The organism is archaeon, from assembly GCA_016432545.1.
Classification (GTDB): Archaea; Thermoproteota; Nitrososphaeria; order Nitrososphaerales; family Gagatemarchaeaceae; genus UBA183.
The window spans coordinates 323,716-344,244 of record CP066694.1; the positions used below are offsets into that span (position 1 = coordinate 323,716).

At 60.6% G+C, this 20,529-nt stretch carries 22 protein-coding genes; 14 read left to right on the forward strand and 8 right to left on the reverse strand.

The features are described 5' to 3' along the window. Positions 1–4 precede the first annotated feature (4 nt). Positions 5–925, reverse strand: a complete 921-nt coding sequence (locus tag HY247_01800; GenBank protein QQG49069.1) for a hypothetical protein — start codon at positions 923–925, stop codon at positions 5–7. A 203-nt stretch (positions 926–1,128) separates the two neighbouring features. On the opposite strand from HY247_01800, the gene HY247_01805 reads away from it, so the two are divergent. Beyond that, positions 1,129–2,037, forward strand: coding sequence for a transcription initiation factor IIB (locus HY247_01805; protein ID QQG49070.1), 909 nt, complete (start codon positions 1,129–1,131; stop codon positions 2,035–2,037). On the opposite strand, the gene HY247_01810 is transcribed toward HY247_01805, so the two are convergent. The 6 genes from HY247_01810 to HY247_01835 all read right to left on the reverse strand — a co-directional run bounded on the left by HY247_01810 (position 2,038) and on the right by HY247_01835 (position 6,990). Further along, complete coding sequence (locus tag HY247_01810) at positions 2,038–2,568, reverse strand: hypothetical protein (protein QQG49071.1); 531 nt, start codon at positions 2,566–2,568, stop codon at positions 2,038–2,040. After that, on the reverse strand, positions 2,565–3,647 hold the full coding sequence (locus tag HY247_01815) for a CPBP family intramembrane metalloprotease (protein QQG49072.1): 1,083 nt from the start codon (positions 3,645–3,647) through the stop codon (positions 2,565–2,567). Before HY247_01815 ends, HY247_01810 begins: the two co-directional genes overlap by 4 nt. After that, a complete protein-coding gene (locus HY247_01820) occupies positions 3,640–3,873 on the reverse strand; it encodes a hypothetical protein (protein QQG49073.1) in 234 nt (77 codons plus the stop codon). Before HY247_01820 ends, HY247_01815 begins: the two co-directional genes overlap by 8 nt. Before the next feature lie 228 nt (positions 3,874–4,101). Then, complete coding sequence (locus HY247_01825) at positions 4,102–4,548, reverse strand: hypothetical protein (GenBank protein ID QQG49074.1); 447 nt, start codon at positions 4,546–4,548, stop codon at positions 4,102–4,104. Between the two features lie 569 nt (positions 4,549–5,117). Next, positions 5,118–5,897, reverse strand: coding sequence for a 3-hydroxy-5-phosphonooxypentane-2,4-dione thiolase (lsrF, locus tag HY247_01830; protein QQG49075.1), 780 nt, complete (start codon positions 5,895–5,897; stop codon positions 5,118–5,120). 61 nt (positions 5,898–5,958) lie between these two features. Continuing rightward, on the reverse strand, positions 5,959–6,990 hold the full coding sequence (locus HY247_01835; GenBank protein ID QQG49076.1) for an alcohol dehydrogenase catalytic domain-containing protein: 1,032 nt from the start codon (positions 6,988–6,990) through the stop codon (positions 5,959–5,961). A 107-nt stretch (positions 6,991–7,097) separates the two neighbouring features. On the opposite strand from HY247_01835, the gene HY247_01840 reads away from it, so the two are divergent. The 13 genes from HY247_01840 (at position 7,098) to HY247_01900 (ending at position 19,505) form a co-directional block, all read left to right on the forward strand. Then, a complete protein-coding gene (locus tag HY247_01840) occupies positions 7,098–7,823 on the forward strand; it encodes a C2H2-type zinc finger protein (protein QQG49077.1) in 726 nt (241 codons plus the stop codon). A 52-nt stretch (positions 7,824–7,875) separates the two neighbouring features. Beyond that, positions 7,876–8,973, forward strand: a complete 1,098-nt coding sequence (locus HY247_01845) for a GTP-binding protein (protein QQG49078.1) — start codon at positions 7,876–7,878, stop codon at positions 8,971–8,973. A gap of 63 nt (positions 8,974–9,036) precedes the next feature. Next, positions 9,037–9,687: a hypothetical protein gene (locus HY247_01850; protein ID QQG49079.1), complete on the forward strand. Its 651-nt coding sequence runs from the start codon at positions 9,037–9,039 to the stop codon at positions 9,685–9,687. After that, entirely contained in the window at positions 9,674–9,961 is a 288-nt protein-coding gene (locus HY247_01855; protein ID QQG49080.1) for a transcriptional regulator, read from the forward strand. Before HY247_01850 ends, HY247_01855 begins: the two co-directional genes overlap by 14 nt. Before the next feature lie 115 nt (positions 9,962–10,076). After that, positions 10,077–10,622, forward strand: coding sequence for a hypothetical protein (locus HY247_01860; protein QQG49081.1), 546 nt, complete (start codon positions 10,077–10,079; stop codon positions 10,620–10,622). 130 nt (positions 10,623–10,752) lie between these two features. After that, a complete protein-coding gene (locus tag HY247_01865) occupies positions 10,753–11,664 on the forward strand; it encodes a malate dehydrogenase (GenBank protein ID QQG49082.1) in 912 nt (303 codons plus the stop codon). 43 nt (positions 11,665–11,707) lie between these two features. After that, positions 11,708–12,886: a hypothetical protein gene (locus HY247_01870; protein QQG49083.1), complete on the forward strand. Its 1,179-nt coding sequence runs from the start codon at positions 11,708–11,710 to the stop codon at positions 12,884–12,886. Then, positions 12,883–13,968 (forward strand): electron transfer flavoprotein subunit alpha/FixB family protein, encoded by a 1,086-nt coding sequence (locus HY247_01875; protein QQG49084.1) that lies wholly within the window; start codon positions 12,883–12,885, stop codon positions 13,966–13,968. The genes HY247_01870 and HY247_01875 overlap by 4 nt, the downstream gene beginning before the upstream one ends. Continuing rightward, positions 13,958–15,652, forward strand: coding sequence for an FAD-dependent oxidoreductase (locus tag HY247_01880; protein QQG49085.1), 1,695 nt, complete (start codon positions 13,958–13,960; stop codon positions 15,650–15,652). The genes HY247_01875 and HY247_01880 overlap by 11 nt, the downstream gene beginning before the upstream one ends. 54 nt (positions 15,653–15,706) lie before the next feature. Next, complete coding sequence (locus HY247_01885; GenBank protein QQG49086.1) at positions 15,707–16,228, forward strand: hypothetical protein; 522 nt, start codon at positions 15,707–15,709, stop codon at positions 16,226–16,228. A 33-nt stretch (positions 16,229–16,261) separates the two neighbouring features. After that, positions 16,262–17,242: a pyridoxal-phosphate dependent enzyme gene (locus tag HY247_01890; GenBank protein ID QQG49087.1), complete on the forward strand. Its 981-nt coding sequence runs from the start codon at positions 16,262–16,264 to the stop codon at positions 17,240–17,242. Continuing rightward, positions 17,239–18,267 carry an ornithine cyclodeaminase family protein gene (locus HY247_01895; GenBank protein ID QQG49088.1) on the forward strand — a complete coding sequence of 343 codons (1,029 nt, stop codon included), beginning with the start codon at positions 17,239–17,241 and terminating at the stop codon, positions 18,265–18,267. Before HY247_01890 ends, HY247_01895 begins: the two co-directional genes overlap by 4 nt. Next, a complete protein-coding gene (locus HY247_01900) occupies positions 18,264–19,505 on the forward strand; it encodes a hypothetical protein (protein ID QQG49089.1) in 1,242 nt (413 codons plus the stop codon). Before HY247_01895 ends, HY247_01900 begins: the two co-directional genes overlap by 4 nt. Here the strand turns inward: HY247_01900 and HY247_01905 are convergent. Further along, positions 19,502–20,521 carry a type II glyceraldehyde-3-phosphate dehydrogenase gene (locus HY247_01905; protein QQG49090.1) on the reverse strand — a complete coding sequence of 340 codons (1,020 nt, stop codon included), beginning with the start codon at positions 20,519–20,521 and terminating at the stop codon, positions 19,502–19,504. The genes HY247_01900 and HY247_01905 overlap by 4 nt on opposite strands. Between the last annotated feature and the right edge of the window lie 8 nt (positions 20,522–20,529).

Genomic DNA, 20,529 nt, shown 5'->3' on the forward strand with positions numbered 1-20,529 from the left:
TTCCTTACAGTCTCCGTGCCAGCGCAGAGACCTGAGACTTCAGGAGAGGAATAGTCCTCTCTACTGCGTCTCTAGTCCTCGTCAGTCCCAGATCTGCCACCAAGGTCTCGCCCAAGGGGAGGCCCATGGAGCTCATGGCGGCGACCATCTCTTGACCCAGAAATGAGAAGGACTCCGAGTGCTCCTTTGACCTGGAGAGTTGTTCGACTTTCGTCTTGACAGTTTCTAGGCGCTCTTCCCCCCAGCCAGGACCCTCAGCACGAGTGGCAGAGGACAGTTGACCATCGTACAAGACACCCACGCCCTCTAGCCTCATCCTGCAAGCTTCCCGTGACGCAGCGCCAAGGGACGCGCCCTTGACAAATGCCTCGAACGATTTCGCCGCCCCGACCGAGCGGCCCTTCATCTGCGAAAAGAGATGGCTGGGCGCGGGCATTGTCTCCTTCGTGTACAGGAACGCCCGCGCAAAGTCGAACGCGCATGCCTGAGCCCAGAAGTCCGCCTCTGGCGGCCGCCCCCCCTCTAGGGCCTCTTCGGCCCTGCCCAACGCCTTTAGCGCAAGGCCCAGCCTGAAGCTTGCGCTTTTCTTCATCGAATCGGCAAGGACTGCTCCTTGGGCAGCCATTGCTGTCGAGAAGATTAGAGAAGAGTCCTTGACCGGCTTCATCAACGCGATGGCGACAGACTTCTCCGGGTCGCGGGGAGAAAGGACTTCCTTTTCGTCGACGAAGATCAGGTCCACCACGGTGCCCTTCAGGTTCACCGTCGCCGGGGGCTTCCTCGAGTCGCCCGCCACCAAGACGTCAAGCTCGCACGAGTCCCTTTGGAGGCCTCTCGACCAACATCCAACCACGCCTATCGCTGAGTCCCGATAGAGGTCGAAGATCAGGGGGAGCGCCCTCGGAAAAGACTGCGAATTCGACAACCTATGCCCCCCTGCTAGACCACTTCCTTTACATGTTCTGTATATGTTCATGCAAATCTTTTATTCATCTATCCGATTATTTGTATCGACCTTGCAATAACTTCATTCACGACATAACGCATAAATATGGGGCCGTCAAACGCTGTCTTGTAAGCATTTCGCTAGTGGTATCCTTGTTCTCAGACAAAGACATGTCCAGATTGATGAAACTCCAGAAGGCTCTCGACAAGTGCCCTAGATGCGGGAAGGGGCCGATGATCGTCGATACTGCCGGAGGGGAACTCTTCTGCGGGAGTTGCGGGTTCGTGGTGAAGGAGAAGATAGAGGAAACCGGGCCCGAGTGGAGGGCTTTCTCCAAGGAGGAGAAGGACGACAGGAGCAGAGGCGGGATTCCGACATCCATAGCGATGCACGACATGGGTCTTGCTACAGTAATCGGTGGGATAAACAAGGACGCCTCCGGAAAGTCCCTCTCCGCTTCCATGAAGGCAACCGTCGAGAGGCTGAGAACATGGGACTCGCGCAGCCAAGTCCATGAGCCGGTAGATAGGAACCTCAGGCAGGCTTTCAGCGAGCTGGACCGCCTCTCAGACAAGCTATCGGTCTCCGACGCTGTAGTCGAGAAGGCTGCGTACATCTACAGGAAGGCACTGGAAAGGGGCCTTGTCAGAGGCCGCTCGATTTCTGCCATCATTGCAGCCTCCCTCTACGCCGCCTGCAGGGACACCCAGACCCCGCGCACCCTGAAGGACTTGGCGGCAGTCAGCAACGTCAAGAAGAAGGACATCGCCCGCTGCTACAGGCTCCTGCTGAAGGAGATGGACATCAAGATGCCCGTGGTGGACCCGTCCAAGTGCATCTCTAGGATCGCATCCAAGGCAGGCCTGTCCGAGAAGACCAAGCGCAGGGCCCTCGAGATTCTGAAGCGTGCGGAGGAGACTAGGATATCCGCCGGCAAGGACCCCATGGGTCTGGCGGCTGCCGCCCTCTACGTCGCTTGCACGCTTGAAGGGGAGGACAAGACTCAGAAGGACGTTGCCGAAGCGGCAGGTGTCACAGAAGTGACGATAAGGAACAGGTACAAGGGCCTGCGCTCGGCCCTCGGTATCTGATCACTCCTCGCGGACTAATCGTTCCTTTCTGACTGATTCCAGTTTCTCTCTGGGGAACAGGGTCGGAAAGTTCCTGGAGAGAATCTCGACGTAGACCTCAGACTCTTCCTCGGTCATGAACTGGAACATGTACTTCCCGGAATAAGGCGCCGGCGCTCCTTCCCTTCGGAGGAACTCGATGTGGATGAGGGGGTCTCCCTGCCTGATGGTGATGGGAGCCCTTTCGTTGCTCAGATTGACCAGCTCCAGGGCGAGGCGCCCTACGAACCCGCTGTGAACCTTGACGGAGTTGAGGAAGGAAAGGCCCAAGCGACCGAACTTGCTCTTCGACGTCAGATGGGCGACGCAGTCGGGTGGAGTGAAGACAATCTCCCTCGATATCATGTTCCTGTGCTCCAAATAGTTCAGGGTCCTGTCCTCCCTCACCGTCAGCACATATCCGTCCCCGTCGTAGGCGGCGTCCTCGCTCGGGTTGATGGACTTGTACTTCGACACCATCTCCTTCAGCACCGACTGGCCCAGTACTGTCAAGTCGCTCCCTCCGACGCTGGCTCCAGCGGTGAATTTGAACCCAACGAGGCGGCCCTCCTACGCCCCGAGTAACTCCTTCCGAGCTTCAAGAGGCCGACGTAGGCGACTGCCAGGAAGGAGGCGGTACCGAAAGCACCCACGAGGTCGAAGGCTGTGAGGTCCTGCAAGGAGAATCCAGGGACCGAAGTCCAGTCGATCCCGTAGAGCCCCTGGCCAAGGAATGCGTATGCGCTCGCCAGATAATCGACCCCCCAGTGCGCCAGGACTGCGACATGAAACCCGTACCTGACGTAAAGCACACCCAGGACAAGTCCGCCGTAAGCTGCCTCGGGCAGCTTCCAAAAGTCCCATCCTCCTCCGCAGAAGAGCCCGACGTGACAGGCCCCAAAGAGGACCGCCCCTGCCCCGGTAGTCGCCCAGATCAAGGCGAAGGCGACACCGCCCACGGCGGCGCCCTCGTAGGCTGCCGAGGGGCGCCAGAGCGCCTTGGCTGCGTCCTTCAACGGCCTTCCCAGAGATAATACGAAAGCGACCAGACCGATTATGACCACCCTGAACCCCAGCTCCTCTCTCAAGGGGGCGATCGTGAGCTGGACAAGCTCCTTCAGAGGGTCGCCGCCAGCGAGAGGGTTCCCGATAGAACCGCCGGCGGCTTCGACCACCGCATCTATCACCGATGCGGTGAAGATCAGGAAGCCTATCGAAATAACTACAAGCAGCAGCCTGTTCGAGAAGAACTCTTCGAACCTGAGTCTGAGACCTGCCTTGATGGCGGGGAGGATCCCTTTGCCTTGCTTCGAGGCGAGCGCCAGCATCATGACGTAGATTGCAGTGGCGAAGGCGAAGGCCGCTCCATAGCTGGTCAGGAATGGAAGAAGGACCGCGGTGGGCCCCAGCCAGAGGAAGGGCTGCCCAGTGGTCGAGGCGGTAGAATTGTGAGAGAGTTGGGTGAAGAAGACTGTGTAGACCCCCGCGGGGATGGAAGCGAGGGTTAAGGCCAGTGTCAGTCCAAGGAGAACCATGAAGGCGCCCCCGACGAGTAGCGCCGCACCAGACCGCGGAGGAGATGTCTCAGTCACTGGTCTGCGACTCCACGGGGCTCTTCAACGACGAGCCCTCGACAAAGACCGAGCCTGTGTAGCCGCAGTTTGAGCAGACATAGCCCTGGGGGATGAGCCATCCGCCCAGTCTGCTCCTCCCGGTCAGGGGACGCAGGCACCTCGGGCAGAGCTTGAGCGACTTCGCGAAGGGACTTCGGCGCGTGAGCTTGAGCTTCGGTTCTGGCTCAGGTCCAGGCTCAGACAATCGAACCGCGACCCCGGTGTGCGGCTTAAAACCATTCTAACGATGAATGATTCAAATCCATCCGTGACCGGGAATCGTTGAATTGATCAAGGAGAAGTGTTACGCCTGCGGGGAAGACATGGTAGAGATACAGGTCTGCAAGTACAGGTGCAACAATTGTGGGGCCCTCCTAGACTGCGAAGACGTATCGGGCCTCCCCCGATAATGGAGGCTCAGGCTGTCCGAAGGCTAGCTTTGAGCAAGAGTTGAGTTGTCGGAATTGCTGATGGCAACCAGAGACGAAATCGATCCCGCAAGCGCTAGGGGATACCCGACAAAGAAGAGCGCTACCGCTCCCACAGGGAGGAACGAAACAAGTATCCCCGAGTAGCCGAAGTTCGTTGACATCAAAGCCATCGCGTTCAACACTCCCCCCGTCGAGCTCATGAACGCGAGAATGCAACCCAACTGAACGCGCTTGGAACTTCTTGAACCAACCAGTATGCCAGACACAAGAGCGAGGAATCCAATGATCAAGGCCAATACGACCTCCGTCCAGAGAGAGGTCGACAACTGACCAAGTGTGTAATAGCTCGAAGAGGTCAAGGTCGCTATTGCTCCCACCGAGACGAACCCAAAGACCAGGTACAAGGCGCTGGCATACAGGACTAAGGCCGAAGAAAACTTCGCGTCCACGACAAAGCCTTGACTGGCCCTTTTTTATTGGTGAGCCAGGCCGTTCGAACCTATTCGAATTAGGCCGAGGAAGGCGAATTGCGTCAGTGAGCCTACAATCTCAATAGGGTGGCAGTCCAGGGTGTTTGGGGAGTTCGCGTGATCACGGCGAAACTGACCGGTCCAATACTTTTCCTGTTCTGCTGCATCGCTCTCGTGGTCTTCTTCCTCACAGTCCAAACGACCGCAGTCCTCTATTGTGTCGGATTCTGCGGCTCAGCTCTAGTTAGCGTTTCAAGCGTCACATGTGCCAATGACAATGGCACCTTGATGTGCGACATGATGGTTCTGAACACAGGGACCGTAAGTGTCGCCGTCACGGACTGTGCGATAATGTACGGAAGCTCCCAATCAGAGGTCACTCAACACGGGGTGACTTCTGGCTCTACCACCCTGGCGCCACAGAACATGGCTCAACGGGTAACCTGCAGGATTTCGGACCTGTCGCTTCCTGCTGGGACAAGCTTCGAGGGCTCCCTCCGTTTGAGCAACGGAGCCTCTGCCCTGTTCGCCGGGACCATCTAAGTTAGCTAAGACTTTGCCGCGGTCAGCCTGACCATCTCAAGTGCGCTCTGGACGCTGGCGCGGTCATGAACAACGGCTCCTACGGCCTTGATCATTCCGACCGGGTCTGCCGATTGGAAGATGTTCCTTCCCATGTCCACACCCGAGGCGCCTGCGCTGACCGCCTTGGATGCAAGCTCGAGAGCCTCCATCTCGGGCACCTTCTTCCCTCCAGCGATGACCACTGGGACCGGGCAAGAGTCAACGACTTTCTGGAAGTCCTCACAGTAGTATGTCTTGACAACCCGCGCCCCGATCTCCGCCGCTATCCTGCAGGCGAGTCCCAGGTACCTCGCATCTCTGTTCATCTCCCTCCCGACCGCAGTAACGGCTAGGACCGGCATTCCTCGGGCCTCTCCTTCATCGACGGCGCTCGAGAGATTCATCAGAGACTGGCGTTCGTGCTCCGATCCCACGAAGACCGAAACGGCCACTGCTGATGCATTGAGGCGCACGGCCTCGTCCATACAAGTCGTGACCCCCTCGTTGGAGAGCTCCTTGAGAATGCTCGTCCCCCCGGTAATCCTGAGCACGATGGGCTTGGAGATCCCCTGACCCACAGACGTCCTGAGGACGCCCCGCGTAAGCATCAGCGAGTCAGCGTGCTCGATAAGGGGGCCGATGGCCGCCCTCGGGTTCTCGAGTCCAGTGGTCGGCCCCTGGAAGTACCCGTGGTCGACCGCGAGCATGACCGTCTTCCCCGTTCCCATGAGCCTTGACAGCCTGTTGCCCATCCCCCAATCCATGAGACCGATTCCTCGGGCCCGCGCAGGACAGCCGATTCTTAACCCTGACTGGGCGCCCTGGTCAAGGTACTACCACCACTTTGCAGCCTTCCCCTCGCTCCGCCACGCCCATCGCCTGCGCGAATTCTCCCAGGCCGAACCTGTGCGTGATCAGGCGGCCCAATCCCAGCCTGTCCCCTTCCAGGATCTTGAGCGCCTCTGCGGTCTCGACCTCAGTCGCGCCGTAGCTGGGAATCACGGAAATCTCAGAGTTGTAGAGATCGCTCAGGCTCTGTTCGAAGCGCGAGCCCTCGACCGGGACTCCGAAGAGTGAGACCCTCCCCCCCTTCCGCACAGACCTGACTCCCTGTGACACCGCCTTGGGGGAGCCTGATGCGATGACCGCGAGGTCCACCCCTTCCCCGCCGCTCCTTACCTGACCCGGCACGTCCTCAGAGCTCGCATCGAAGACCCTCCCGAGGCCGAGAGACTTGGCGAACTCGACCCGCAGCTTGTTCACGTCGCTGAGCCAGACGTCGAACCCCCTCGACCGAAGGACCAACGCGTTTGCCAGCCCGACGGGACCTGCCCCGACAACCAAAGCCTTCCCGCCTGACCGAGCCCCCGCCCGGTCCATCGCCCTTATGCAGCACGCAAGAGGCTCGGTCAAGCTCGCCAGCTCGAACGAGATCGAATCCGGAAGCTTCAGGACCGCTCCTCTCTCTACGTTCCACTGCGGCACCCTGAAAGACTCCGAGAAGCCTCCAGGGTCGAGGTTGCTCTTCCTGTAGTCGGCGCACATCGTTTGGCTCTGGCCCAGGCACAGGGCGCACTCTCCGCAGGGCGCATGGTGGTGCGGGAAGACCCGGTCGCCCCTCTTGAATGCACTCACCCTGTCCCCCACCTCTGCTACAATCCCGACTGCCTCATGCCCAAGCACCGGAGCGGATGCAGTGTACTGCCCCTTCGCCTTCTCGATGTCAGTTCCGCAGATCCCGCAGGCTTTCAAGTCGACCAGAAGGTCACCCTCCCCCAACTCAGGCGAGGGGAGGTCGACGAGCACAGGACCCGCTCCCCCTTTGGACCCCTTCGCCTTGAGAACCACGGACTTCACTGCCGTTGCCACCCCTCCAGTGGTATTTGGGGACTGCTGAGGCGCCCTGGAAATCTCGAAGCATAGACGGCAAGATTCATAATGACAAGGTCCGGTGCACCCTTGTCTTGCCCCTCTGCGATGTCTGCGGACGCGAGTTCAACACCGAGGTCGCGCTTGGCCAGCACAAGAAGGACAAGCACGGAGACTCCCAGGCCAGTCCAGCCCCCGCACAGGAAGCCAAGGCCCAAAGCGCTGGAAGCGGAAAGCGCCGCACCCTCAGGCGTCGAAACGACCACCGGGTCGCGATCTCGATAGTCGCCATAGGCCTAGTCGGGGGAATCGGGCTCTACTTTGTCATCGCCCCTGCGCTTCAGAACAACTTCACATTCCCGTGCAACTCCACCGAGGGGACCTTCATGCACGTCCATCCATACCTAAGAATCCAAGTCGGAGGGCAGAACCTTACCATACCCGCAGGAGTCGGCATAAAGACAGGCTGCTTCGAACCCCTCCACACTCATGCCACCGACGGCATAATTCACATCGAGTCGCCTTTGCTGAGAAACTACACTCTAGGAGACTTCTTCACAATATGGAGGGAGACCTACGGGAGCTTCTCCTTCAACGGCACCAGCCACCCTATTGAGTTCAACCAGACCGACATCTTCGGTCTGAGGAACGACTCTACGCACCGCGTGGTGTTGCTGGTGGACGGAGTCGAGTCGACCAAAGGTGCAGGCCTGAACCTCGACACGCTGGACTACCTCGCCGGCCCAATCTGGGAAGGCGGGTCCGCGCCCTATCCCTATGGGACTGGGCACACGGTTGTGATAGAGTACCTGGGCTCGTAGCTCTCACCTCGGATTAATATCGCACGACAATTCAGGCCAAAGTGAGCCAATCATGGGTCTGCCTGAGAAGATCAAGAAGATAGAGGACGACATGGCCAGGACGCAGGTCAACAAGAAGACCGAGCACCATGTCGGCCTCCTGAGAGCCAAGCTCTCAAGACTCAAGGCCGAGCAGGAGGAACAGCACGCGCGTCGCGCCGGCGGGAGGACGGGGTTCGACGTCAAGAAGTCCGGCGACGCGACAGTGGTCCTGATCGGGCTCCCGAGCGTCGGGAAGTCGACCCTTCTTAACAGGCTGACAAACGCAAAGTCAAAGGTCGCATCCTACCAGTTCACCACTCTTGACGTTGTGCCAGGGGTAATGGAGTTCAGGGGCGCCCGGGTACAGATACTCGACCTGCCGGGGATCATCAAGGGTGCGTCATCGGGCAAGGGCCTAGGAAAGAGGGTCCTAGCGGTGGCCAGGAGCGCAGACCTCGTGTTGTTCATCGTGGACGTATTCCAGCCCGAAGCGAGGGGCCTACTCGAGAGGGAACTCCGCACCACCGGCATCCGCGTGGACGAGTCCCCCCCGGACGTCGTGATCGAGAAGACGAGCACCGGCGGGATTGGCGTCGTCTCGCTCATCAAGATGACAAAAATTTCCGAGGCGCTGGCCAAGGATATCCTCCGTGTATACGACGTGAACAGCGCTAGGGTTGTGATAAGGCAAGACATCGATGACCAGCAGCTGACCGACGTGCTGGCTGGGAACATGATGTACATCCCATCACTGACCGTAATGAACAAGATCGACCTCGTCAACGCAGGTTTCACCACAGAGCTTACGCGCAAGCTCGATTACAAGTTCGTGCCCATCTCGGCCGAGGGGAACGTCAACATTGGCGCCCTTCAGGAGGAGATCTATTCCAGGCTCAACTTCCTCCGCGTCTTCCTCAGGCGCAGGACCGGGGAGACCGACTTCGAAGAGCCCATGATCGTCAAGGGAGGGGCGACCGTGATGGAGGTCTGCGACAAGGTCCACAGGAGGATGAAGGACGACTTCCGGTACGCCCAGGTCTGGGGAAAGAGCGTCCGTTTCGGAGGTCAGAGAGTGGGAATTTCGCACCGACTGATGGACAAAGACGTCCTAACCATCATCACGAGATGATGAGAGCAAATTTTTAGAGCGCCACGCTTTTATACCAGAAAACCAACTTTGTGGTTGTAAAGCATGCCCCTACCTGCGGACATGGCGCTCATCGGAGAGATTCTCCAATTCATCGGCGTTTTCGTGTCGTTTTCCATAGCTTACGTGGCTTTCAGGGGGGTTCGACAGACCGAGTCTTCGACCCTGCTTCGCCTTGCCACCGCCTTCATGTTCCTCGGGTTCGGCTTCTTGGTCGAAGGAGTCGTGGGCCTCAGTTCGCTCCTCCCGGCGCCCCAGATATCAACCACAGCGGTCGTCGTGGCTGGACTTCTGCTCGAGACTACCGGCTACTTCTTCCTGGCATTCTCGCACGTGGTAGACGTGATGATCTCGAAGAGAATCGGTGCCGCCCTGATTATCTTCCCCGTGGTGACACTCACGGGGGCGCAGATTTCGGACATCCTGAGCATACTCTCATTCTACTTCGTCCTGTATGGAGTGGTCGAGACGGCATACTCCTACAGCAGGACAAGGAAGCCTGATACCCTCCTAATCGCGTCCGGGCTCGCCCTCATCGGGGTCGGGACCTTCGTCCAATGGTTATCACTATTGTACATCCAAGTTGACCTTCTTTCACTACTCCAGATTATTATGAAAGAGATGGGACTAGTTACCCTGTTCATCCCAGTGCTGCGGTTCGCAGTGGGAGGAGTGAAACCAGATGGCACAGTATAGAACACAGGTCCGCATAATTGCGGACGTGCTCAGCACGGCAAGGGACATGAACACCGAAGGTACTGGAGTGGGAGTCACAACACTCCTCAGGAAGGGGAACATGTCCTACACAAGGATGTCCAAGCTCCTCTCAGAACTCGTGGGCTCCGGGCTCCTGCTCGAGCTTTCGGGCGAGAAGATCTCAAAGTACAGGATATCGGACCGAGGAATGCAGTTCCTAGCCGCCTACTCCAACTTCGAAGACTTCGCCTCTTCCTTCGGCCTAAGGCTCTGAGCCTCCCGGACCAGAACACCAACGTCGACGAAGTGAATGAACTTACTACCCAAGTCCGTGGCCTATCGCATGACGACGGCGTGCGGTTATATCCCGCAGAGATGACTCGCTCCTCGTGAGAGAAGAGAGTTTCATCGCCAAAGGCAACGGGTTCCCGATTCCCGGTCGTGGTTTGGCACTCTCTCTCGGTGGCATCCTCGCTCCTTTCATCGCCTTCGCCTCGGTATTTCTTGAGACAGGAGTGCCGAGAGATGTTTGGTGGCCACCAGCCTTAGTCGGATCGCTGGTCATTTGCTGCGCTGCGGTTGTGGGCATCCTCATTTCCAACGCCGCATTTCGGCGGATGGCTCCTTTGGGCGATTACCATGTTTCTATTATCGACAGTCGCGACCAAGGAGACGCCCTGCGGCTCGATTATGTCAATCCCAAGGGAATGAGGTGGCAGTCACTGCGAGTCATCGGTGTCGTAGCAAAGCCCAAAGAGCCGCTCTATAAGCCAGGCGCGAGGCATGGTCATTGGGTCAAAGGGACGCGGTCCTCGATTGAAGTCAAATTGGCCCTGCCCTCGCCAAGCCGGAAAAAGTTCTTCCTGGTCCTTGGTTTCCCTGACGAATCTGCAATGACAGCTGTCTGTGACAAGTTTGGTCCCGCGCCGTCATGATGAGATCTACGGCGAAAGACCCATCACTCGAGTCAGCTAATGCCGCTTGCCCAGTACTTACCGCGAGAACTCTAGGCTAAAGTGACGGGGCCCCGAAACCAGTTTATACCCCAACCATCGGCCCGAAACTATGATCGGAGTCGCTGGCGCTGGGAAGGTCGGGGCCCAGGCCGCCCTCGAGATCGCCTCGATGGGGCTCGATGACATCACTCTCGTGGACATAGTGCCGGGCCTCGCAGAAGGGGAAGCGCTCGACATCAGCCACAGGCTCTCCGACGCGGGGGTCGACGTCAAGGTAACAGGTTCTAACGACTTCTCCGCACTCGCCGGCTCGTCCCTTGTGATCGTGGCCGCGGGCTTGGGGCGGAAGCCGGGCATGACCAGAATGGACCTCCTCTCGAAGAACTCTGGCATCATTTCCTCGGTGTCAAAGGAAGTCGCAAAGCACGCGCCTGAATCGGTCCTTCTGATGGTCACGAATCCCATGGACGCCATGACCTTCGTGGCGCTCAAAGCCTCAGGATTTCCAAAGTCCCGGGTAGTCGGCCAGGGGGGAGTCCTGGACAACTCCAGGTTCAAGTACGTGCTCTCAAAGAAACTTGGAGTCTCAAGGGGCTCGATCACCTCGCTGGTCATGGGCGAACACGGCGAGAACATGATCCCTGTCTCCAGCCACACGTACGTTGGCGGGGTCCCCCTGGCGAGCCTCCTCACCGACGACGAGATCCAACAGGCCATCGCAGACACGAGGCAGGTGGCCGCCGAGGTAATCTCCAAGAAAGGGGCGACGATCTTCGCGCCTGGCAGGGCGGTCGCCCGGATGGCGAAGGCCATCGTTGACGACACCAAGGAGGTCCTGGCAGCGTCAGCGTATCTCGAAGGAGAATACGGGCTCAACGGCCTATGCATAGGCGTCCCGGTCCGCCTGGGCAAGGGTGGCATCGAGAAGGTCTACGAGCTCAAGCTCTCCGACCGGGAGAGGGATTGGTTCAACAAGGGGGCGGATGCGCTCCGCGAAGCCGTCGCCTCGGTGGCTCTCTAAGTCGCAACGCTAAAAAACAGACGGGGTCGGCCGTCGAAATGTCTTGCTAATCGTAGTCCTCCTCAAGGGCGTACCTGCGAGGACCACTCAGGTCGTCCAGGTGGGGGGCGCCCTCAACCGCGAAGCCATGGACCTCGTCCTCAACCCCCACGACGCAAAGGCGGTCGAGGCAGCCGACTTCATCAAGAGAAGGGTAGGCGGCAAGTCGGTGGCGCTTACCATGGGCCCGGACATGAAGCTGATCCCTCTGATGAAGCCCCTTTTCGACTCGGAGGTCCTGGGCATCGACGAGGAGTACGTCCTCAGCGACAGGAAGATGGCCGGCTCCGACACCCTCGCGACCTCTTACGCCGTCTCCCTCGGCGTGAAGAAGCTCGTTGAAAGGCACATCGAGCCTCTCCTCCAGCTCCAGGACTCGATCAAGCGCACGGGCTACGCCGACTCGGTAAGGGCCCTCGCTTCGAAGCTCTACCGGGCCAACCTGATCCCGAACCGCGTCTACTCGGAGCTCCCCTCAGTGCGCAACAGCATCATCCACAGGTTCCTGGACGGGGGCACCACCCCCTCTGCCGCGATCGAGGAACTCGAGCGCGAGAAGGATAGGGTATCGCGGTTCGTTGTAGTCTCCGGGATCAAGACGACAGACGGCGAGACGGGGAGCGTGGGCCCCCAAGTCGCCGAGGGGATATCGGAGCTCCTGGGTAGGTTGGTCCCCCACGCCACCTACGTCGAAGACTTCGACGTCCTCCCAGGCGGTTCCTCGATCCTCTCCGAACGCAGCATCGGGAGGATGGTCCAAAAGCTCGAGATGGAGCTGCCTTCGCTGCTTACGATCTCGACTGAATACCGCCCCCGCGAGCCCGGGACCTTCGACCAGCCAGAGGTCAGGCTCAACAGCTATGCGGGCAAGGTCCAGTTGGCCACGAAGTGGACGGCCGAAGACCTCGGCGCGGACCCCAAGCGACTCGGCCTCTCAGGCTCTCCCACGATAGTCGGTGCCGGAATCGACATTGGGAAGACGCCCGTACAGAAGTTCGTAGGAAGGTCCCTAGTCTTTCTAGAGAAGGCCCCCGAGCTCTCTTTGGACGGGAAGAAGTATGGCCCCTTCGAGAAGGGGGACCTGGCGACGCCCCTTCCCGAGACCCTCTTGGCGGGCCTCAAGTCGGAAGGAAAGGTCGGGCCCTTCTCCTACCCCATGCTGGCCAAGGAGATCTTCTCATGAGCCAAGAAGCCAAGGACGTCTGGGTATACCTCCAAGTCGGTGACCACGGCCTCACCGAGGACTCCCTGGAGGTGCTCGCGGCGGGGCGAAAGGTCGCCGACAAGGTGGGACAGAAGGTTGTGGGGGTCCTCCTCGGGCACCACGTCGAAGAGCTCGCAAGGCAGGCCGTCGCGCATGGGGCGGACACTATTCTCTACGTTGACTCGCCCGACTTTGCCACCTATCACAATCTCAGGTACATCGACGCGATCCACACGATGGTGAAGGAGAGGAAGCCCTACGCCTTCCTATTCGCTGCGAACGAGCTCGGCAAGGACCTTGCCGCCCGCATCGCCTACCGCGCCGTGACAGGCCTTGCAACGGACAACGTCCAGCTCGAAGTCGAGGATTATTCCAACCCCGCCCTAGGCGACTTCAAGGACCTCCTGATCCAGATCAGGCCAGACTTTGGCACAAGGCTTGCAAGGATCTACACTCCGAGGCACAGGCCCCAGATGGCTACGGTCCGCCCCGGCAACTTCAAGCCCCTGGAACCCGACTCGAAGCGCAAAGGAGAGCTGGAGGAATTCGAATTCAAGGACCCTTCCTACCCATCCAAGGTTGTTGGTGTGAGCACCCTCCCGCCCTCGGAGGTCGACCTCTCTGGAGCCGACGTCGTAATCAGCCTCGGCCTAGGGATTCTCAAGGACGGCGCCGGGAAGCCTCGCAACCCGAGGGACGCCTATGACCTAGCCCTCCGCCTCAAAGACACTGTCCAGAAGAAGTTCGGCCTTAAGACCGAGATCGGCGCGACCCGCGCCCTGATCTATGCGGAACTGAAGGAGTTGGAAGGCCTGATCGGGAAAGCAAATCAAGTGGGCCAGACCGGCACCACAGTCTCCCCCAGGCTCTACGTCGCGATCGGGATCAGCGGCGCTCTTCAGCACCGAGTGGGGATGCAGAAGTCGGGCAAGATAGTTGCCGTCAACTCCGACCCCCAGGCGCCCATATTCACCATCGCCCACTATCCGATCGTAGGCGATCTCTACGAAGAAGTCCCGAAGCTCATCGAATCGATCGAGAGAGGGAGAATTGGCGGCTGAGTTCGACGCAATCGTAGTCGGAGCCGGCCCTGCCGGTGCGTCCGCTGCCCTGTCCCTCGCAAGGAGGGGGGCCAACGTCCTCATGCTCGAGAAGGCGAGAGTCCCCGGCGAGCGCAACATGACCGGCGGCGTCCTCTACGGAGACTTCCCCCACGAATTGGGCCTCATTAGCCTAGTGCCCGACTTCGAGTCTACAGCTCCCCTCGAGAGGAGGATCCTATCCCACGAGGTGGTCGTCCTAGACGAACCCAATCGGTCAAAGGGCACCAGCAGGTACTACCGTCTCTCGAAGACCTCCCTGGCCGCGAGGCTCGGCGTCTTCTCGATGGAGTTCGAGACCGGCCACGACTACTCCGTTCTCAGGCGTCCCTTCGACAGATGGCTCGCCAACCTAGCCGTCCGCTCTGGCGCCATGCTCTCCACCGACACGACCGCCGAGGGCCTACTGAAGGAAGGGGATTCGGTAGTAGGGGTGCGGACCACCAAGGAGGAGATCAGGTCGAAGGTAGTCATAGACGCGTCGGGGGTCTCCTCGAACCTGGTCGAAGAGGCGGGCCTCCGCGGGCGCCTGGCCCCCCGCCAGCTCTACCACGGTATCAAGAGGGTGTACAAGCTCGACCCAGGGACGATCGAGAAGCGCTTCCGAGCGGGCCCAGGGACCGGCAGGGCCATCTTCTTCCTCGGGGAGTTCATGCACGGCATAGGCGGGGGGGCGTTCATCTACACTAACAAGGACACCCTCTCAGTAGGCCTCGTGGTCTCACTCGACTCTCTGATCAGGGCAACGACAGAACGCTTCGACAAGGTCGGGAAGCTCCTGGACGTCCTCGACGACTTCGAAGACCACCCGATGGTCGCCGAGCTGCTCGAAGGAGCAAGGGCAGCCGAGTATTCCTCACACAACGTCCCGAAGGGTTACAAGTCGATCCTGAAGCGGCCTTACTCCAACGGGTTCATGGTCGCCGGGGACGCCCTGGGCGCTTTCGTGAAGATCGGGCCGATGATCGACGGGATGAGGAGGGCGATCACCTCCGGGATGCTCGCGGCGCGCTCCTTCGTCGAAGCGAGCTCTTCGGGCTCTTTCAAAGCTCGGAACCTTTCAAGGTACGCCGACTACCTCGGCCCCATCTACGAGGACGTCGACAGGTCCGGCCGGGACGGGTTCATCTCGGAGAGCTCCTTCACTTATCGGATTCTCCCAAGGGTCATCTTCGGCACCCGTCTCCTCTCCTCGACCTACCGGTTCGCCCCCCGTCCGTCCACGACCGGGTCAAAGGACGCGATATCTCGGGTCCAGGAGGGCACGAGCCTGCTGTCATATGACGAGGACAAGGCCTACTCCCACATCAAGGTCGACGCGGCCGCGGCCTCGAAGTCAGTGACCAAGCCCTGGGTGCCCGCCTGCCCGACAAACTGCTACACCATCCTGACGCCCAAAGGAGTCTTCGCCTCCTTCAAGGACCTGTACGAAGTCAACCTGGCCCAACTCGCCGCCGGGAACTCTCCCGGCCCGTTCGAGGCCAAGGCCTTCGCCCAGACCCAGGAGGACGTCCGCGTAGCCCAGCTCAAGTTCGACCACGTCGCCTGCGTCGGATGCGGGACGTGCGGCGCCATCGGCCCGCCCGAAGCGGTCGCCTTCACCCACGAGAGGTCAGGCCACGGAGTCAGGTACCGTTTCGGGTAGGCACCCGACCTTCCGCAAAAGCATTATTACTTCGCCTAGAAGGGCCGCCTCAATTTGCCTATTGAGCAGTTTTTCGAGATAGAAGGAGACGGGGTGATCAAGACCAGGGCCGCCGGTGCCAGGGTCTTTTTCGTCGCGACCCGAGGCTGGGCCGTCATCGAGAACCAGCTCTTCAAGGTCTTCGCGAGCGGCGCAGCGGTCATGCTCAACGAGATGGGTAGCAGCTACGGCAAAGGAGTCGCGAAGGAAGTGATGACCTTCGCCAAGGACCCGGGAATCGTGCTCAAGCTTCTCGAAGAGCTCTCAGCGGCGGCGGGTTGGGGCAACATCGAAGTCAAGGGGGACGTCTCGAGGGGAGAGGTCCTTGAGGTCGTCGTCACAAAGTGCGCCTTCTGCGCAGACGGCGAGATGGGGCCTCAGCCCAAGTGCCACTTCATCGGCGGAGTCACAGCAGGAGTCGCGACCGAGGCCTTCGCGTCACAGTTCAGGGCCACCGAGACCCAGTGCATGAGAAAGGGAGAGGGCAGCTGCGTCTTCCACCTCGAGCGCGTCGGCCCGAGGGCTGACGGAGCCTAGCGATTATTAGTCAGAGGGCGGGCCAACCGCCCGTTGCCTATCCAGGTCCCGAGGATCACCCTCCGAGAGGTCAAGGAAGCCAGGGAACGAGTCAACGGCATCATCACCAGGACTCCCCTCGTCCCTGCTTCCAGATTCGAGCAGGGCAGGACACACCTGAAGCTTGAGTGCCTCCAACCCACCGGGAGCTTCAAGGTCAGGGGGGCGTGGAACAGGATGAGCAGGTCGAGCGCGGACGAAGTCCGCAGGGGCTTCGTCACTGTCTCCGCAGGAAACCACGGCCAGGCGGTAGCCTGGTGCGCAAGGCGCCTAGGCGCCACGTGCACGGTGTACGTGCCCGATGACGCAGTGCAGAGGAAGGTCGACTCTATGCAGTCGATGGGCGCCACCCTCGTAAGACGCCCACACCAGGAGATCATGCAGTCCATGACAGACGACCGGATGTCCAGTCTTGGCATGACGTTCATCCATCCCTTCGCCGACCCGAGGGTCGTGGCGGGCCAGGGGACCATCGGGCTCGAGATCCTCGACGACCTCCCCGATGTGGCCAGCGTGGTCGTTCCGGTCGGGGGAGGGGGCCTCGTGAGCGGCATAGCTCAGGCGATCAAGTCTCTGAAGCCGACAACCAAGATCTATGGAGTCCAGGCAGAAGGGGCGGCTCCCCTACCCAAGTCGCTTCGCTCAGGTAGGTCCGAAGACGTCGGGGACCCCAAGACCATAGCCGACGGGATCGGCGCGACCATGACATACGACTACATGCTTCCACTTCTCAGAGAGAACCTCGAATCTGCGTTCACAGTCAGCGACGAAGAGATGTTGAGGGCCATGAGGGAACTAATGTACGAGTCGCACGTCTTCGCCGAGCCCGCCGGGGCAGCCTCCCTGGCAGCCGCGCGCAAGCACGCAGCAGAGCTCGAAGAGCCAGTCGTGTGCGTCGTGAGCGGCGGGAACGCGGACCCGGGCCTGGTTGCCGGCCTCCTGACTCCGGAGAAGCCGAGCCAAGGCAGGGCATGAAGCTCCTCATACTGGGGGCATCCGAGGTCGCAGACCTCCTGACCATGCCGAAGTGCATCCAACTGATGCGGGAGACTCTCTCCGCAAGCTCGCTCGGGGAGGCGACCTTCCCACCCAGGCAGGTCATGCCCCTCCGGGGGAAGGCAGGGGCCCTCGCCCTGATGCCCGGCTACCTCAGAAGCAAGGGCGCGGTCGGCCTGAAGGCAGTCTCCGTCTTTCCGGGGAACCTTGGAACCCTCTTCGAATCCCACCAGGGGGCCGTCCTCCTCTTCGAGCACCTCAACGGCCGTCTCCTGGCCCTCATGGACGCTGGTTCCATCACCAACATCAGGACCGCGGCAGCCAGCGCATCCGCGACGGACGTACTCGCGCTGCCCTCGGTGAAGGAGCTCGCGATCCTCGGGTCGGGGACGCAGGCCCTCTGGCACCTCCGCTCAATGCTCGCAGTCCGTCCCGGAATCAAATCGGTGCGAGTCTGGTCAAGGAATCGAGCAAACGCGGAGCGATTCGCGAAGCGAGCGCGCGAAGAATCCAGCGCCGACGTGCAGGCTGCTGTGACTGCCGAGGACGCGGTCCGCGGAGCGCGCCTCGTCTGCACCGTGACATCCTCGAGCCTCCCAATCCTCAGGGGGGAATGGGTCGAACCAGGGACTCACATCAACGCTGTGGGCGCTTCTCGTCCCTCTTCAAGGGAGCTGGACACGGCCGCAGTGGTGAAGGGGCGCCTCTTCGTGGACAACCTGGCCTCCGCCCTTTTGGAGGCGGACGACTTTCGCGTGCCGAAGGCCGAAGGAGCGATTGACGACTCTCACATCAGGGGGGAGATAGGCCAAGTGTTCCTCGGCAAGATTCCCGGCCGCACCGGCCCCGAGGATGTCACCATCTTCAAGTCGCTCGGGCTCGCGGTGGAGGACCTCGCGTCCGCCAACTTCCTGTACCACCTCGCCGAGGAACGCGGCATGGGAACGTGGGTGGAATTCGGCTCCCAGAGGGAGGGCGATCCCAGGCCCGGGGCTGGGTCATGAAGCCTCGACCCCGCACGACAACGACCGCAGAAGACCCTCGATCCCTCCAATACCTGGGGCGCATCGAGCGCGCCGTCAGGCGTCACGAGCAGTGGCGACTGCGCGAGTGCCTGAACCTCATCCCTTCAGAGAATCACGGGAGCGCAGCTTCCAGGGCGCTCCTATCCTCCGACTTTGGCAACAGGTACAACGCGCCCGACAGGTTCTACCGGGGGACGAGATACACCGACGAGGTCCTCTCCGTCACAGAGGAGCTGGCCCGCAAGGTCTTCCGCGCAAAGTTCGCTGACGTCAGGCCCCTCTCGGGCCACACCGCCAACCTTGCCGTCCTCCTAACCATGGCTCAAAGGGGCGACAGCATTGTCTCTGTCTCCCCAGACGACGGAGGCTACCCCGGAATCTCCCCCCAAGGCCTGGGGGGTCTCCTAGGTCTCCGGAACCTGTACTTCCCCTTCGACCGAAAGGCCGTCAACATCAAACCAAAGGAGTCAACCGAACAGGCGAAGAAGAGCGACCCGAGGCTCCTGATCTTCGGCGCGAGCTACATCACCTTCCCTCATCCTCTGGAGTCGGTCTCAACGGGCCCTCGCATAACGAAGGTCTATGACGGGTCGCACGTACTCGGCCTGATCGCCGGCGGCCAGTTCCAGGACCCTCTCCGGGAGGGGTGCCCCCTGCTCTTCGGCTCGACCCACAAGAGCCTACCGGGCCCCCAGGGCGGGATTCTCCTCTCGAACGACGAAGATACGTTCCAGGTGTCGTCCAAGATCTTCCCAGGGATAGTCGACAACATCCATCTCAACCGCGTGGCTGCCCTCGGCGTCGCGCTCCTGGAGATGCTGAAATTCGGCAGAGAGTACGCGGAGCAGATCGTCCAGAACTCTCAGGCCCTAGCCAGAGCCCTCTCCTCACGCGGGGTCGAGGTCAGGGGAGCCTCGCACGGGTTCACAAAGTCCCACCAGGTCCTCCTCGACTACTCCGAAGCGCGATTCAGGCTGTTGTCGGAGAAGCTGGAACAGGCGAACATCATCGTAGACGAGGCCGGGCGCATCGGGACGTCCGAGCTCACGCGCATGGGGTACAGAGCCCGGGACATGGAGGAGGTCGCTGAGCTCGTCTCTCTCGTCGTCCTCGGGAAGGAGCGCCCTGGCTCGGTGAAGAAAAGAGTCAAGCGCCTAGTCGCAGAGTTCCAGGAGCCCAGATTCGTCCTCAGCTCCCCTCCGGACCGTCTGGCCTAGCCGTTGTGCTTGATACCGAGCGAGACGTCCGTCATCTTCATCGACTCCTCCCTTGAGTACCCGCCAGAGACCGCCCGAATTGCGTCGATGTTCTCCGGGACCACTATCGCCTCCTGGTGGACGGCCATGAACATGTACGCCTCCCTGTCCACGACCGCGACCGAGTCTCTCCACACCGTCGCCTCGTAGACGTCGTTCCTGGGTCGCCCCATCTCCCTCGCGAGGTCCATCACGCTGGCGGTCGACTTGAACCCTGACTTCCCGTCCACCAGCTGGATCCTGGGGGCTCCCCCTAGCGCCTTGACCACGTCCTGAGCCGCCGCGTCCTTCTTGAGCGAGAGTATCAGGCTGTGCAAGTGCATGTGCGTGGTCGGGACCTTGAACGCCATCGTGACTATGCTGAGCCCCTTCAGGACCTTCTGCACGTCCGGCCCGTGGTGCGAAGGCAGGGTCGTCGGGTCGAGGACGACCGCGTCGATGGGACCCTTCTTCACGTCATCTGGGTCAGTGGCCCTGCGCGCGAGGACCGCCCTCGCCCTCGAGACCCCCACGGCCGAGTCGACCGCCCCGATCGCCCGGCAGAGCCCGGTGGTGTTGCACGACACGACCTGGACCATCTCCTTCCCCTGTGCCTCTTCGAAGTTGCACTGCGCGACGAAGGCCGTCATCGCCAGGTCATCCCCGGCCCCTCCCTGAAATACGGCCTTCACCTTGGCCTGCTGGTACATCGGCATGTTGGTCGGACCAGTGTCCTCGGGAGCTGCGTCCACCACAACGTCGACCCTCTGGAGAAGGTCGTTCAGCGTCCCCTTCATCGCGTAGCCGGCCGTCTTGAAGCCCTCGAGGGACTTCATGTCCACCGCATAGAGCCCAATCCCCTTCTCAGCGGCGATCGTCGACTTGTAGTCTGGCTTGGACTTCGTGACCCCCACCAACTCCATGTCCTTCTGCTTCAGGACGGCGTCTGCGACCCTCCGACCTATGGTCCCGTACCCGTTGACCCCGACTCTGATCATGTGATTCC